The sequence below is a fragment of the Paenibacillus sp. FSL R7-0048 genome (assembly GCF_038004505.1).
Taxonomy (GTDB): domain Bacteria; phylum Bacillota; class Bacilli; order Paenibacillales; family Paenibacillaceae; genus Paenibacillus_AQ; species Paenibacillus_AQ odorifer.
Genome location: NZ_JBBORF010000001.1, coordinates 3,128,975 through 3,142,396, shown reverse-complemented (window position 1 = coordinate 3,142,396; position 13,422 = coordinate 3,128,975). Strand labels below are relative to the sequence as shown.

Sequence of the window (13,422 nt, the reverse complement as noted above, 5' to 3'; positions counted from 1 at the left end):
CTTACAACTCCGTTCTCAGAATGGAAGATCGTCATCGCTTATGTCTATGGGTTTGCCATCGCCAGAGAATGGATCACCATAACCTCCGTTTTGACCGCTAGAGTTTCTATTTTGACTGCTACTACCATTTTCATTACTACTTGATGAATTGCTGCCACCGTGTTCATTGCTTCTGTTGGACTCCAGGAATCGCACGTTATCCGCAATGACCTCAGTGATGTAAATACGCTTCCCTTCGTTATTCTCGTAGTTGCGGACCTGAATACGTCCCTCTACTGCTGTCAGCCGTCCTTTGCGCAAATAGTTCGCGCATGTCTCAGCCAACTGCCGCCAGGTAACTACTGGAATGAAGTCCGCTTCCTTCTCCCCGTTCTGACCGGTAAAGTTGCGGTCTACGGCAAGAGTGAACTGCGTCACGGCAACACCAGCAGGAGTATAACGAAGTTCAGGATCACGGGTCAGTCTACCAATCAAAATAATTCTATTGAGCATTTATAGCACCTCGTCAATTTAGAAATTTCATCTCATCAATAAATCTGCTTGGTTCAGATGGAATGACTTTGCCCCAACTGCTATGTGATTTAGTAGTAGTAATAATAAGTTCATTCTCTGCCCGGGTTACCGCTACATAGGCCAATCTACGTTCTTCTTCAATGTCCCTGGTATTTTGGCTAGGGAACAGCCCTTCATTCATGCCAACAAGGAAGACTGTCGGAAACTCAAGCCCCTTGCTACCGTGAACGGTCATAAGTTTCACCGCGTCTCGGTCTTCCATTAGTTTTTCTTGAATATCTCGGATCTTGACCCATTTGAGGAATGCTGTGGGGCTATGATCTTCTCCAGCTTTCAGCTGCCGTTCAACCCAATACATGATGTATGTCTGAGCTTGAACCAAATCCTCAATTCGGTTGTTCAGGGATCTTTCTGAATATCGTTCACTAAGACTTAATTTCCGTGACAACACATCGAAGGCATCATACGCAGACGCACACTCTCTAACCGTCTCAGCAACGTCATGGAGGGATCTGGCGTATTGCACAACCCGTTCTTCATCTGAGTCCACTAAAGCCGCCCACAACGGGATAGACCTATCTATAGCTGTCTGTTCGGCAACCTGAAGTTGCATATCAGTCAGTGACCGCTCTGGAAACTTAATGACCCGCTTAAAATTCGTTTCATCTTGTGGGTTGAATATCCATGCAAGGTAGTTCAATAGCGACTTTACGTCAGGCTCTTTAAGAGGATCATCCGAAGCGCTCAATACAGTACATGGAATGTTCTCCCGCCGCAACGCTTGATAAAAGTTATCAATTTGCACATTTGTCCGTGCCAATATCGCAAAATCTGAATACTTGGGACCCTGCGCTCTCTCTTTGATCTGGCTGATTACATAATCTATTTCAGTATCATCGTCAACCAAAGAGACTACATCAAAGCTGGTACCTTCCTTGTAAGCTACTAGCCCTCCACCAATTCCAACTCCACTATGAGAGATTAAGTTATTGGCAGCTTCGACTATTGAAACTGTTGAACGGTAATTGCGGTTAAGCTCAATTACTTCTGTATTTGGATAAGTACCTGTAAATTCAAGAATGTTTCTAACCCGCGCTCCGCGCCATCCATAGATAGATTGTCTCCAATCACCTATGCAGAAAAGGTGTTCCGGATTCAGCAACCGGATAAATTCCATCTGCTGCTGATCCGTATCCTGAAACTCATCCACGAACAGGTACTTCCACTGCTTCCGATAGTACTCAGCGACATCAGGATGATTGCTGAACAATGTGTTCACCTTCGAAATCAAGGCATCCAGATCCACGGCATTGTAACGGCGTAACTGATAGTTGTATTCGTCCCAAACCGCCTGTTCTTCAAGACCCTTGATTCTCAAATCTACTGCCTTAATGACTTTACTCACGCTGGTTCTGTATCCCATTGTTTCGATAATGACCTTCATGACCTCTTCCCGATCCTCTTGGGAGTAAATCGTGAATTGTCTATCAAGATTCAAACGGTGCCCCCATTCTTGGAGGATACGAACTGCAAGTGCGTGGAACGTGCAACATGTGATTCTTTTGGATTCCTGTTCTCCAATCAATGGAACAAGACGATCTTTCATTTCTTTTGCCGCAGCTCGGGTAAAGGTTATGGCCACAATGCTTGAAGCACCAACGCGATGGTTTAGATTTAGATGTGCTATCCGATGAGTCAGGGTACGGGTTTTACCCGTCCCTGCTCCAGCTCTCATTAGTATTTCATCAGAATCAGAAGTAACCGCTGATGCCTGTTCCTCATTTAATCCGACAGTGAGATTAACCACGCGATGCTGCCCCCTCAGGAGTCAAATCCCAAATCGTCCAGCCCTCGGCTGCCTCGATTTCCACGACCCCAGCAATCAAGATATTGTCCAGCTTGTGGGACAAGGCGTTCAGACCTTGCAAAACACCGCTCAGGTTCTTCTTATCCAAGTTGTTGATATCGTCCAAGGCCAACACTTTTAGAGGCGGATTCGCTCTTTCAAGCAGAGTGACAAGGAACGCAGACAGAAACATTAGCTTTTCACCGGTGGACAGTACATCGAAGTTAGTTTTACGATCATTCTTGATCCATCCAAACTGAAAGACTTCTTTACCTGTCTCGGATTCTGTGCTGAAGAACATTGGATATTGGATGCCCATCAGTTGCAGATTTTCATTAATAGAGTCTTCAATAGGACCAAGAACGCCTTTAACCAACTCTCCTTGAATCCCTCTAGCCCCCAGCGCTTCGGCTAAGCTCTTACAAGCCGTATAGTAATACTGAGCCTTGCTTGCTGAGATCATAGCTGTCTGAGCGTTTGAGAGTGTGATTTTGGCTTTCTCTTTTTCTTCAATCACTCGTTCTAATTCATCTATTTGCCGAGCCAACGCTAGCAACTGTGGTTCTAGTATTTCAAGAGGTGCAAAGGTTGGTTGTCTATCATTTAAGAGACGTTCTTGCTCTTGTTGCAAGTTGATTATTTTGTTCTGTGTTTCTTGGTGCCGGCGAATTTCTTCTTGTTCGTCAATTCGGATAACTTCAATCCGTGAACGTATGCAGTCATTTGTGGTGTTCTCATCGTCTGCAGATTTATAAAGTGCCTGCTTCGCTTGTTCAAGAGCACCCTCTTGTTCGCGCAATGACTTGATTTCAAGTCTCAACTCATTTTGTAGTTGGGTGAGATCATCAATCTGTTTCTGAAGGTTAGGATCTCTTTCAGAGGTATAATTAGTAAATTTTGAAAAGTCCTTGTCGCATCCGATAGAAGAGTGAAGCACACATACCTTAGCTCCTTTATCCTGAATGCCTTGTAACACTCTTCTCATTTCATTGAGTTCTAAGTTGAGTTTGTCAGCCCTCTGCTTAGCTTCCATACCCTCTGCAATTTTAGATTCTCTTAGCACCACCAGCCCATCAATCTGATCTTGGATGGTTTTCGCTTCAGTGCTGACATTTGTTTGCTTAATTGACTGCTGTAATGCTGTGATTTCTGTTTCATAGTCACGATCAGACTTGGAGGCAAGTTCAGCGGTCAACCGTTCAATCTCACCTTTCAAGGCATCCAAACGTCCACGTTTCTGATCCCATTGCCGCTTAATCTCATGACCAGCCTTAATCTGCCCATGTACATCGGTGTGCTGCTGCCGAAAGTCTTTCAATTCTTCTTTCTTTGTCGTAATATCCCGGTCGGTCTCTTCGAGCTTATTTTTCATGTCTGCCAGCTCACGCACCGCGCCGGTTGCGTCATTCTGTTTTTTGTTCCAATGCTTCTGTTGAGATTCAACCCATGATGTCATAGACTGAAGGCCAGATGACAAATCGTAGTCATTAGGCCATTCATCTAGGCATTCCTTGATTAAATCCTGCGAGGATTCATAAAGGTCTGGATTGGCTTCTTGAAGTCCTTGGGTAAGTAGCTTTTGAGTAAGATGGGCCGATACCTTCCTCTTATCCCATTCCTCACTTGATATAGGAGACAAACTATAGATAAATTCACGCCGCTTGGCATCCGACATATCAAGGAACTGCTGAAAGTCAAAAACCATAGGAAAGTTGCCAGTCTCAGCAGAGATCCGGGCATTCATTTGCGTGGTATTTTTCTCACCTTTGCTAGGGGATACAGTGATTGATTCGCTGTACTTTACCTCTTTGGCACCTGTTCCTTTTAACTTCTCAGTGCGGACGATGGAACGATCGAAGGAGAATGAATCCAATTGCAACCCCGCCGTCATCTCATCCCCAGAACTTAATTTGAAGGTCTCGGGGTTGGTTTTCTTGCCAGGGATATACCCCAGCATCGCAAGTTGTACCGCTTGGAGACGCGTAGATTTTCCTGATCCATTGGGACCAACAAAGATGTCCTTTCCGGTCAATTCCTGGTCAAATGTATTGCCTTTTATATTTCTTGTACGAATAGTTTTAATCATTAGAAACGTGGCCCCCCCTTAGTTGAAAGAAAACTGTCTTCTACTTCAATTGCTTCCTCTGAAGCGTTAAATGTTTCCTCTACCACCTCAGCTCCAACAACTGCACCTGTTTCTTGATATTCAGCAACAATTTCGTTTAATTTCAATTCATCAAAGTTATCTTTGTAACCGATCACCATAACGTCTGCTACGCCGTTATAAGCCTTTATCTTTGTTGATGGCATACTCGGCTGTTGTTTTATCGAAGCTTTCCACGCTAGCGTCTGTACGATCTTATCACCGTGTTCTTTGTTGTTAATAAGATTTTGAATAACGTGAATTACATCTATATTTTCATGCCTGCCGTATACGCCAAGCTTCCCTTGAAAAGCCATGAAGATACCGGAACGTAATTCTTCATCAGTGAGTGTACCTTCCATACAAAGTTTTCCAGCATCACGGTTCTCTTCGATTTTCTGCATAAGTTCTTTGACGAATCTTACACGGATATCAAAGAGGACAGTAGCAGAACTAACAACCGGTTTACCTGAGGGCGACATGCCTATCGTGATCTTTTGAGACCAGAACTTATCTGCCGTCCCTGTCTCCGGGTCAAATTCGATATATGGATTACTTACATCGCGACCATCGGCAAGGCGAATTGTGTCAGGTGTTATTGTGGTGATTCCGGCAACTAGGTTGCATGCACGGTATCCCTCAGCACTAAGGCCCCATTCTCCATCATCGAATTGAATCAGGTGACCATCAGCATTTGATAAGCGTACAACTCCAACCATATTTTCTGCACTGGTAAAGAGGTTCCCGGCACGTGAATTAACGACTTTCCACTGTTCGGGATAGTGTACAGATATTTCTTGCATTTGCAAATCCTCCAATTCATGTTAATATGGAGGCGAAAACATGTTTTAGCGGACAGTGTTTTCGCCCAAATGTTTCAACTACCCAAATGGCTCTGCTCCCCAGCAGGGTCATTTTTCTGTTCCGCCAACGTTAAGGCGGTATCCAGATCATCCAAAACTGATTGGAATTCATGTCCGAAAAACCATCCAGCCCGTTCCAACGCTGCTCCGATTGATACATTCGTTGTCTCTTCTTGCACTTTCTTAAGCTTGTGAATCGCATGTTTGAGATGATGTTCCACATGTGCAACCCCCTTCGCAAGTTGATGCTGGATATGCTTCATTCAATAAATCCCTAATCGCCAAAATATTTTTCAAACCAGTCACTTTCAGCGAAGGATCTTCTCCATCTAATTTGTAGACCAATAGAGCGTGAAGTTCATTTTCTACGAATACGACAACTTCAGATTCTAACTTGATAGTCATTGCTGGTATGCCATTAATCATGATTTTTCACCACCGAAGGAAAATGTCTTAAAATGATTTCGTACTGAAGTTTGTTATTTTTCCAACGTTCAGCCAACTCTTGTATAGTCATAGTTGAACACCTATAGCAGCAGTTCCTGGATAAGTCTTCTTGATGTTTCGTGCATAATAGCTTCCTATAGATTCAGCGGCCATCATGATTTCATAGGTCAAACGCGGTACACCAGGATGCTCATATACTGTATCGCGTCCTTTGAATTGAACGAAAAGTGTCTGACTTTCTGTATCGTAACCAACAGCGGCAATGTTCGAAGATACTACAGGCTCAAGATCATGTCTCATAAGTAATCCTCCGGTCTAAATGTTTTTATAAACTCCAATGCATCACCAAAGTCAATTCTCCGAATGTGACTATACTTAGCTACTTCGAAACGTTCCTTAAGTTTTGACCAAATGCTCCTACGATGACGACCTACAACATCCTTAAATTTTAAATCCGTTTCTTTATAACGGTCTTTCGTTAGTTCGTTAGATTTCAGACGAACTCCATATTGTAGTTGATAGCACTCTGCATCTGTCAAAGTCACACTGTCTCTGACCTCTTGCACCATCATCTGAACTTCTTCCTTGTGTTCGATGATTTCAGCTTTGAAAGCATTCATACCTTCAAACATCATCCTGAGTGCCGTACCTTGTTGTTCAGTCATTTTGAGTTGCTGACCAACAACAGTTAACAATTGATCTGTATTCTCCATCACCTACACCACCTTTCTGCTATTAACAGCCGGCCTTACCTGATCAATAAAAGTTTGAAGCATATCTAGGCTTTCATTGAGTCGTTTTTTCTCACTGCTGCTGGCATTTCCAATAAATCCAACCATCAAAGCAGTAACTCCGGCTTCCTGTAAGAATTTCTTGACCTTGATATTGAATTGAACAGTATTGATGTCTGATTCGTAACGAAGCTTTTTCAACTGTATCTCTGATTGCTTTTCATCAAATTCATCTGGGTTGCTAATCTTCAGTGCCTCATTCTCATCTTTCAGCCGTTGGTAACCCGACTTCAATTGCTCAACCTTCAAGCGCTCATTGTCCAAATCTTCTTTGTTTTTTGTTTTCCAGTAATCATCCCGCTGTTTGAGTTGAGCTTCAGCTTCCCTCTCCTTCTGTTTAAGGTAAACAGTCTGTTCTTCATCATGCTGTTTAAGAGCCGCCGAGACTGCCTCTTGCACTTGATAAGCCGGTACAACGTCTTTGTATTTCTTTTGAAGTTCTTCCTTCTCATACTCCGCTTGTTCAGCTCGATCTTCGGCTTCGCGAACAGCAGCTTCGAGACGTTCCTTGGTTTCAGTAAATGCTTTATGAGTGCTGATAATATTGGCGTCTAACTGCTGGATAATTTCCGGCGTGGCATTCTCCTTAATGAATTTCATCTTGTCAAACTGACGGCCTGACACTCCAAGTTGTTCTCCTACAATGTCGCGGACCTGACCAGATTCATGCTCAGGTAAATTTTCCTTACCTGCTTGCATTCGTTCTTTGGCTCTGATCCGTTCCAGTTCCTCAATTTTCTTCCCGTAAGCGACCCGTTCAGAGAATGTAAAGTCTTTCCGGTGTTCGTTCTCGCTTATCTCTAGTTGTAGTTGATGAGCATAATCGCGAACCTCAGTAACTCTTACTTCTACCTGTTCTCTCCCCAAATGCATGTGTGCTCTCAACCGTCGTTCTCCAGCGATCAATTGATAATCGGGTGTTACAACGATTGGATTGATTAAGCCGTTCTCAGCGATGTCCTGAGCCAATTCTTCGATGCCCGAAAAATCTTGGCGAATACGATCCGTTACTTTGATTTTTCTAATATCAATGAGCAATGTGATTCTCCTTCCTAAAATCATTTTCTCTCTGTGATAAGATGGGGATTGTCCAGATCCACCAAAACATCCAAGGAGGGAGGTGTAAAAAATGGTTATTATTAATTTCCTTGATGGAACACATTTAGAAATACTGGCCGACACCGTGCTTAATGGTTACAAAAATGATTCGACAGAAGATATTTTTTACTTAAAGAATGTCTTTGAAGACTCTATTGATGGTCGAAATAATACTGAAGGCAAGGCATCGAAACTGTTTGCTGGTGACTACAAAGTCGGTGTAATGGGGTTTATTTTATCAGTTGATTGTTTCTCGGTTGGCTTAGATACGATCAACAATGCTGTTTATTTATCTACAGCGGTCAAATCGGTCGAAAACCAACAAGAAAAACATGTAATGCAGCCGACTATCGGTTCTGTAAGTGTTCCAAGAGCTAATTAAGGCGTATATTCATCTTGCAGAAGTGTGCATTTTCTCAGAGCTTCTTTTGAACGTTCGAGAATATATAAGGCTGCTTCATAAGTCACGCTTTTTTTACCAATAAGGCTGAGTACTTCCGAAACAATTTCTGCATACACCGGATCGATATTTCCTAAAGCCTCTCTCACTGAGACGAGGCTTTTCCATTCGGGAGTGTCCTTTACTTCACTCTGGACCGTTAGATTCACTGCCCCTACACTTTCTCCCATTATCTTTCCTCCTCCCTCACAAACTTGGTAAGCAATAATTCTCAACACGGTTAAGCCTTACTCTTTGGGGCTTTACCTCACGCTGCTGAAGCATTGTCTTTAACTCCAGTGTTTTGGCCCGAGCAAGTCCGGCTTCTCTCAAAGCGATTTTGTCTCCAGTAGCTAATGCAGTTGCTGTTACTCTTGAAAGAGCTTCATAAGCTGTTTGTAAATCTTCTTTCATTAGGAATACTCCTCCACTGCAATATTCTTCCTTTGTGATAAAATGGAATTATATTTAAATCAATTCTTACAAGATAGGGGGTTTTACTTTGTCGAAAGAAAACGTAAATGTATGTCCGATTCAAGATTGCAATTTCAGCACTTCGGATGTTTATGACCGATTTTGCGGAGATTGCGGAACTGAGTTAATTGGCGAATGTCCGGAGTGCGGACAGAAAATCAACTATGCAGGAGCTTTCTGCACTAAATGCGATGTGAAAATGAAGCGACCTAAGTCGTCTGTTTATGAGACACGACAGGTTCCTAACCTTTAGGTATCTAGCTTTGATCCACATCTAGTACAATATTTAAATGCCTTCTCTCTAGCTAGGTGTCCGCAATTGGAACAACTTTTATTTTTTTCTGCCACCGTTCCAGCGGTGGTTTCTTTAATTTCTAGCAAATTAAAAAGTTTACTTGCTAGCCCCGCTAGTTCGTCTAACTCAAGTCCAATTCCAGAGTCATTAAACACACCAAGTTCAACTGCTTTCCGATCAAGGTTGGAAATCACTTTAACTAATTCATTTCCAACCAAGGTTAGTTTCTTTTTCAGTTCGTATACTCCATCTTCAATTGGTGCTTTGGAAATTAATCTTCCACTGAACCTTTTAACCAATTCTGATCGTTCATTCCAGAATGCCTCTGCATCTACTGGAGTAGCAATTGTTACTGTAGCTCCATTGATAAATACATCGCCTTTAGGGGTAAACTGAAACGCTTCCGCAATCATTCCTCGTACTTCCTGTTTGTCTTCTTCTTTCATTGATTTATATCTCCTTTTTGAGTCAATCTTTAAGGGTTTTAAGCTCGACTATCCCATGTTGGGCAATTTAAACGTTCTTGTTGCCGTATCCATTCTTCCAAAGAACGTATACTGAACATCATTTTTGGTCTACGTGAACCAGGCGCTCCTGATTTCACATGCGGGATTTGTTTTTGACTACAGAGACGATAAATCAAATCTTTAGAGACGCCTAATATTTCAGCAGCTTTTTCAGCTTCAACCATTTTATCCCCACTTATGGGAATGTTCTCTTCAATTTTCTTTAAAACAGTTGGTAAAATCTTGGATGCGACTTTTTCAGCAACAGCATCCAAAAAATCAGATGCAACATGTTCTTCTTTCATTTAACCTCCTCCTAATTACGATATAATCGCATAAACTTTGATATTTCCGATTAAATCGGATTCCCTGCCAAAAAAAATTATTTCTGCTGGCACTTTGTAGAGTTTTAGTAACTCATTTGTTAAGGCCCAGGGTATATCAGTCGAATCTTTCTCATACCTCCGAATGAGATCCATATTTTTTTTGGTCATTTCGGAGACTTCTTTTAAAGTGTAACCTGCATTTACTCTGGCGGCTCTCCAAGTAATTTTGTAATCGTCCATTGCCTCACCTCCCAAACCAATATTATTCCGATTAAATCGGATTGTCAACATCAAAACTCCAAATTTAACTTTTAATATCTGATTAAATCGGATATAATAAATATTATTTCTATATAACCGGAAAAAAACGGAGGTTTTCAAAGTGGCGCGGAAAAAGTTCACTGATTACGAGGTTAATCTTATGAAAGAAATATCTATTAACTTAAAAAAAGTCTTAATGCTAAAAGGAATTACTCAACTAGAATTAAGTGAACGAACAGGAGTAGCCTCGAGCACTATTTCTGATTATGTTAATGGTAGAACACTAATGTCTATGGGAAATCTACAAATAATCTCAGATACCTTGAAAATTGCAAAGTCAGATATTTTTCCCGACCTATTTGAGCAACATCCGCGATTTAGAGAAATACCATTACTCGGAACAATCTGTGCTGGAAATGGTCTTCTTGCTGATCAAAATATTGAGGAGTACATCCACTATCCTTTTCCCAACAAAAAACAACCGGATTATGCACTACGCGTCAAAGGTGACTCAATGATAAATATCGGAATTACGGATGGAGATATTGTTTATATGCGTCATGCTCAATGGGCAGAACATAATGGTCAATTAGTTGCCGCACTTGTAAATGACAGTGAGGAAGGATTCCTGAAACGCATACATTGGTCTGAAAATGATTCCCAAATCAAATTATCCCCAGAGAATGATGATTATGAAGCGAAATTTTATGTCCCGAATCAAATACAGATTTGTGGAATATACATGGGTCATTTCAAAATTTCTGAAATTTGAAAATACATAATTATAGTAAATTTTCGAGGTGATCTGAATGGCGAGTATTCAAAAGAGAGGTAAAAGTTCTTGGTTATTTACAGTTGAAACAGGGTCGGGAACAAAGCGCGGTCGAGAAACGATGACTTATCGAGTTGAAGATACTGCATTACTAAAAACAACAAAAAAACTCAAAGATCACTTAGAATCAGAATGGAATAAATTCAAAATAGAAGTTGAATCCGGAAATTATTTTAGACCTGAAAAAATGACATTTAGAGAATTCACTGGTTTATGGAGCGATAAATTTGTAGATAAAAATTTAGCTGAAACAAGTGCTTTCAATTACAAATACCACTCTACGACAAAACTCACTCCTATTTTAGGTGATATACAAATGGATAAAATTAAGACTTTAGATATTGTCACCCTGTTGGACGAGCTATCAAAAAAAACTGGTGAAGCCTCAGTGGTTTATTGCTTCAGAGTACTTCGAAGTATATTCAGCAAAGCGGTGTCTTGGAAAGTTATCAAAGTAAATCCAATGGATGGGATCGATAAACCCAAAGAGACCCCAAAGGAGATGAGTTTTTATAACGAACAAGAAGTGGCTGAACTTCTAAAGTCCCTCCAAAAAGAAACTATTAAATTCAAAATATTTGTTACTTTAGCTCTCACTACAGGAATGCGCCGTGGAGAACTTTTGGGTCTTGAATGGAGACATATTAATTTAGAAAAAGGTAGTATCCTTGTACATCAAACTATTCCAATGTTTAAAAATGGTATGCCTGTAATCAAGGGTCCTAAACGTGGTACAGGAAGAACGATAACGTTGCCTTCTTCCGTAGTAAAAGAACTTGTAGAATATCAAAAGCATATGATGCGGGTTCGCACTGAGCTTAAAGTTCCATGGGAAGGTGGAGAATATTCATTTTTATTCGCTCACGACAATGGACGTCCTAAATTCCCAAAAAATTGGGGAGATTACTGGCGCGAATTCCACGCTAGAAATCCACAGTTAAGATACATTAGATTTCATGATCTACGTCATACTTCTGCCACTCTTTTAATTAGCAGTGGTGTTCATGCTAAAATCATCTCTAGTAGACTAGGGCACACTAAGATATCAACTACAATGAATATCTATGGTCATATTATTGAAGCTGCAGATCAATCAGCAGCTGACGTTTTCAATACCTTCCTCCAACCTCCAAAGATTGTTAAACGAGCAAGGAAAACAAAGGCGTAGTTGTTGTCGCGTTGTTGACAACTTGTTGACGAACTCTACTTAAAACTAACATTTACAACTTGATGTAGCGATTAATTAAACAAATTCAGCCTATTGTATCAGTTGAAACGGAAATAACAATAAAATATAATACTTTGATTCTATCATCTCCCATGAAAGGGGCTCTCGAAAGAGGGCCCCGAATTTATGTTTAACGGTATTATAAGCACGAAAAGACTACCTTTCGGCAGCCTTTTCAGCAACAACTATTTCACAAATCTTCCGATAAACTCAGAAACTACGCTCTCATACTTAACCGGATCCATGCGGAAAGCTTCTCCGTGACCCGCATTAGGAACGATGTAAAGCTCCTTCTCGACCGGACTATTTTCATATACCGTATGAACCATTTCCGTTGGAACAAAAGTATCATTATCGCCATGAATAAACAGAGTTGGCGTTTTAGATTTCTTCACCTGTTCTAAGGCCGAGGCTTCACCAAAGGAATAACCTGCCCGGATCTTTGTTAGCATACTGGTCGTATCTACAATTGGAAAGGCGGGGAGATGGTACATTCTTTTTAATTGAAAGGTAAGTTCGTCCCTTACTGAGGTATAGCCGCAATCTTCCACAATTGCTTTAACATTAGCTGGTAAATCCTCACCGCTTGTCATCATTACGGTAGCTCCCCCCATGGAAACGCCGTGCAGTATGATCTGTGTATCCTCACCGTTTGCTTTCAGAACGTTCTGTATCCACTTCAGGTAATCCTTACGTTCTGGCCATCCAAATCCGATATAGTCCCCCTCACTTTCTCCATGTCCTCTGGCATCCGGCAGCAAAATATTATATCCAAGTCTCTCATAATACATTCTGGCATAACCGCTCATTTGAGTTGCATTTCCAGCATAGCCATGAGCAATAATCACTGTCTTATCGGAATGTTCAGGAGCAGCTAAATAGTACGCTTTAAGCTGTATTCCGTCATCAGAATTCATTTCCCATCTATCAAAGCTCTGGGTATCCCACCACTCTTGGTCTGCCTTCGAGGTATCTTTAGATTGTTCTACCTCTGGACTGGACTGCAGGTCAGGGCTTTCATTTAAGAAGTCCTTTGAAGCACGTGCAATAGCAACATGATAGAAATAAAAGCTTCCCACAGTTACAACAATGATTAAAAGTACAATAACAGAAGAAATTCCGATCATCATTTTTTTCTTCAAACTAGCTCTCTCCTAAATAAAATTTAACAGTATTAATCTATGTTATCAGATTAAGATAACATGTATATTTGAATATTCAAAATCATAGTATTGTAAACTCATGTTATTCACTACGTGATTAGTATTCTTTTAACTTATTATTTTATATTACATTAATGGACAAAATATCTACAAAAAAAAAAGCCCCAAGTCGGCAAAATACCAACATGGAGCTCTGC

At 41.0% G+C, this 13,422-nt stretch carries 18 protein-coding genes; 4 read left to right on the top strand and 14 right to left on the bottom strand.

Translation table 11 applies throughout. The features are described 5' to 3' along the window. Window positions 1-15: 15 nt before the first annotated feature. The 8 genes from ssb to NSQ91_RS13840 all read right to left on the bottom strand — a co-directional run bounded on the left by ssb (window position 16) and on the right by NSQ91_RS13840 (window position 7,641). On the bottom strand, window positions 16-492 hold the full coding sequence (ssb, locus tag NSQ91_RS13875) for a single-stranded DNA-binding protein (RefSeq protein WP_339248105.1): 477 nt from the start codon (window positions 490-492) through the stop codon (window positions 16-18). Between the two features lie 13 nt (window positions 493-505). After that, window positions 506-2,320 carry an ATP-dependent helicase gene (locus NSQ91_RS13870; RefSeq protein WP_340918280.1) on the bottom strand — a complete coding sequence of 605 codons (1,815 nt, stop codon included), beginning with the start codon at window positions 2,318-2,320 and terminating at the stop codon, window positions 506-508. After that, complete coding sequence (locus NSQ91_RS13865) at window positions 2,313-4,445, bottom strand: hypothetical protein (RefSeq protein ID WP_340918277.1); 2,133 nt, start codon at window positions 4,443-4,445, stop codon at window positions 2,313-2,315. The genes NSQ91_RS13870 and NSQ91_RS13865 overlap by 8 nt, the downstream gene beginning before the upstream one ends. Further along, window positions 4,445-5,305, bottom strand: a complete 861-nt coding sequence (locus tag NSQ91_RS13860; protein WP_340918274.1) for a hypothetical protein — start codon at window positions 5,303-5,305, stop codon at window positions 4,445-4,447. The genes NSQ91_RS13865 and NSQ91_RS13860 overlap by 1 nt, the downstream gene beginning before the upstream one ends. Before the next feature lie 74 nt (window positions 5,306-5,379). Further along, window positions 5,380-5,586 (bottom strand): hypothetical protein, encoded by a 207-nt coding sequence (locus NSQ91_RS13855; RefSeq protein WP_340918268.1) that lies wholly within the window; start codon window positions 5,584-5,586, stop codon window positions 5,380-5,382. A 292-nt stretch (window positions 5,587-5,878) separates the two neighbouring features. Next, window positions 5,879-6,112: a KTSC domain-containing protein gene (locus NSQ91_RS13850; protein ID WP_339248096.1), complete on the bottom strand. Its 234-nt coding sequence runs from the start codon at window positions 6,110-6,112 to the stop codon at window positions 5,879-5,881. After that, on the bottom strand, window positions 6,109-6,525 hold the full coding sequence (locus tag NSQ91_RS13845) for an ORF6C domain-containing protein (protein WP_339248094.1): 417 nt from the start codon (window positions 6,523-6,525) through the stop codon (window positions 6,109-6,111). The genes NSQ91_RS13850 and NSQ91_RS13845 overlap by 4 nt, the downstream gene beginning before the upstream one ends. 3 nt (window positions 6,526-6,528) lie before the next feature. Further along, window positions 6,529-7,641, bottom strand: coding sequence for a ParB N-terminal domain-containing protein (locus NSQ91_RS13840; RefSeq protein WP_340918262.1), 1,113 nt, complete (start codon window positions 7,639-7,641; stop codon window positions 6,529-6,531). A gap of 91 nt (window positions 7,642-7,732) precedes the next feature. On the opposite strand from NSQ91_RS13840, the gene NSQ91_RS13835 reads away from it, so the two are divergent. Continuing rightward, window positions 7,733-8,083: a hypothetical protein gene (locus NSQ91_RS13835; RefSeq protein ID WP_076135699.1), complete on the top strand. Its 351-nt coding sequence runs from the start codon at window positions 7,733-7,735 to the stop codon at window positions 8,081-8,083. Here the strand turns inward: NSQ91_RS13835 and NSQ91_RS13830 are convergent. Both NSQ91_RS13830 and NSQ91_RS13825 read right to left on the bottom strand, forming a co-directional pair. Continuing rightward, on the bottom strand, window positions 8,080-8,331 hold the full coding sequence (locus NSQ91_RS13830; protein ID WP_340918256.1) for a hypothetical protein: 252 nt from the start codon (window positions 8,329-8,331) through the stop codon (window positions 8,080-8,082). The genes NSQ91_RS13835 and NSQ91_RS13830 overlap by 4 nt on opposite strands. A gap of 16 nt (window positions 8,332-8,347) precedes the next feature. Continuing rightward, window positions 8,348-8,554 (bottom strand): hypothetical protein, encoded by a 207-nt coding sequence (locus NSQ91_RS13825; protein ID WP_340918253.1) that lies wholly within the window; start codon window positions 8,552-8,554, stop codon window positions 8,348-8,350. A gap of 88 nt (window positions 8,555-8,642) precedes the next feature. On the opposite strand from NSQ91_RS13825, the gene NSQ91_RS13820 reads away from it, so the two are divergent. Beyond that, the gene (locus NSQ91_RS13820) at window positions 8,643-8,867 is read left to right on the top strand and encodes a double zinc ribbon domain-containing protein (RefSeq protein ID WP_340918250.1); all 225 of its coding nucleotides are present in this window, start codon (window positions 8,643-8,645) and stop codon (window positions 8,865-8,867) included. Here NSQ91_RS13820 and NSQ91_RS13815 read toward each other — a convergent pair. Genes NSQ91_RS13815 through NSQ91_RS13805 form a run of 3 tightly spaced genes read right to left on the bottom strand, consistent with a single transcriptional unit; the run spans window position 8,864 to window position 9,981 of the window. Continuing rightward, window positions 8,864-9,355, bottom strand: a complete 492-nt coding sequence (locus NSQ91_RS13815; protein ID WP_340918247.1) for a zinc ribbon domain-containing protein — start codon at window positions 9,353-9,355, stop codon at window positions 8,864-8,866. The genes NSQ91_RS13820 and NSQ91_RS13815 overlap by 4 nt on opposite strands. A 38-nt stretch (window positions 9,356-9,393) precedes the next feature. Then, on the bottom strand, window positions 9,394-9,720 hold the full coding sequence (locus tag NSQ91_RS13810; RefSeq protein ID WP_076189947.1) for a helix-turn-helix domain-containing protein: 327 nt from the start codon (window positions 9,718-9,720) through the stop codon (window positions 9,394-9,396). 15 nt (window positions 9,721-9,735) lie between these two features. Beyond that, window positions 9,736-9,981, bottom strand: coding sequence for a helix-turn-helix domain-containing protein (locus NSQ91_RS13805; protein ID WP_256717155.1), 246 nt, complete (start codon window positions 9,979-9,981; stop codon window positions 9,736-9,738). A 181-nt stretch (window positions 9,982-10,162) separates the two neighbouring features. Between NSQ91_RS13805 and NSQ91_RS13800 the strand changes: the two genes are divergently transcribed. Together NSQ91_RS13800 and NSQ91_RS13795 are read left to right on the top strand one after the other, a co-directional pair. Further along, on the top strand, window positions 10,163-10,774 hold the full coding sequence (locus tag NSQ91_RS13800) for a LexA family protein (RefSeq protein WP_256717154.1): 612 nt from the start codon (window positions 10,163-10,165) through the stop codon (window positions 10,772-10,774). Between the two features lie 37 nt (window positions 10,775-10,811). Then, the gene (locus tag NSQ91_RS13795) at window positions 10,812-12,002 is read left to right on the top strand and encodes a site-specific integrase (RefSeq protein ID WP_076189945.1); all 1,191 of its coding nucleotides are present in this window, start codon (window positions 10,812-10,814) and stop codon (window positions 12,000-12,002) included. A 245-nt stretch (window positions 12,003-12,247) separates the two neighbouring features. Here the strand turns inward: NSQ91_RS13795 and NSQ91_RS13790 are convergent, their stop codons facing one another. After that, window positions 12,248-13,204 carry an alpha/beta hydrolase gene (locus NSQ91_RS13790; RefSeq protein ID WP_076189944.1) on the bottom strand — a complete coding sequence of 319 codons (957 nt, stop codon included), beginning with the start codon at window positions 13,202-13,204 and terminating at the stop codon, window positions 12,248-12,250. Between the last annotated feature and the right edge of the window lie 218 nt (window positions 13,205-13,422).

What these genes read in the sequence shown, in the direction of transcription:
- NSQ91_RS13835 (WP_076135699.1), top strand. Translation starts at nt 7,733, where the DNA reads ATGGTTATTATTAATTTCCTTGATGGAACACATTTAGAAATACTGGCC.
- NSQ91_RS13825 (WP_340918253.1), bottom strand. Translation starts at nt 8,554, where the DNA reads ATGAAAGAAGATTTACAAACAGCTTATGAAGCTCTTTCAAGAGTAACA.
- NSQ91_RS13860 (WP_340918274.1), bottom strand. Translation starts at nt 5,305, where the DNA reads ATGCAAGAAATATCTGTACACTATCCCGAACAGTGGAAAGTCGTTAAT.
- NSQ91_RS13795 (WP_076189945.1), top strand. Translation starts at nt 10,812, where the DNA reads ATGGCGAGTATTCAAAAGAGAGGTAAAAGTTCTTGGTTATTTACAGTT.
- NSQ91_RS13850 (WP_339248096.1), bottom strand. Translation starts at nt 6,112, where the DNA reads ATGAGACATGATCTTGAGCCTGTAGTATCTTCGAACATTGCCGCTGTT.
- NSQ91_RS13815 (WP_340918247.1), bottom strand. Translation starts at nt 9,355, where the DNA reads ATGAAAGAAGAAGACAAACAGGAAGTACGAGGAATGATTGCGGAAGCG.
- NSQ91_RS13865 (WP_340918277.1), bottom strand. Translation starts at nt 4,445, where the DNA reads ATGATTAAAACTATTCGTACAAGAAATATAAAAGGCAATACATTTGAC.
- NSQ91_RS13800 (WP_256717154.1), top strand. Translation starts at nt 10,163, where the DNA reads ATGAAAGAAATATCTATTAACTTAAAAAAAGTCTTAATGCTAAAAGGA.
- NSQ91_RS13830 (WP_340918256.1), bottom strand. Translation starts at nt 8,331, where the DNA reads ATGGGAGAAAGTGTAGGGGCAGTGAATCTAACGGTCCAGAGTGAAGTA.
- NSQ91_RS13805 (WP_256717155.1), bottom strand. Translation starts at nt 9,981, where the DNA reads ATGGACGATTACAAAATTACTTGGAGAGCCGCCAGAGTAAATGCAGGT.
- ssb (WP_339248105.1), bottom strand. Translation starts at nt 492, where the DNA reads ATGCTCAATAGAATTATTTTGATTGGTAGACTGACCCGTGATCCTGAA.
- NSQ91_RS13845 (WP_339248094.1), bottom strand. Translation starts at nt 6,525, where the DNA reads ATGGAGAATACAGATCAATTGTTAACTGTTGTTGGTCAGCAACTCAAA.
- NSQ91_RS13810 (WP_076189947.1), bottom strand. Translation starts at nt 9,720, where the DNA reads ATGAAAGAAGAACATGTTGCATCTGATTTTTTGGATGCTGTTGCTGAA.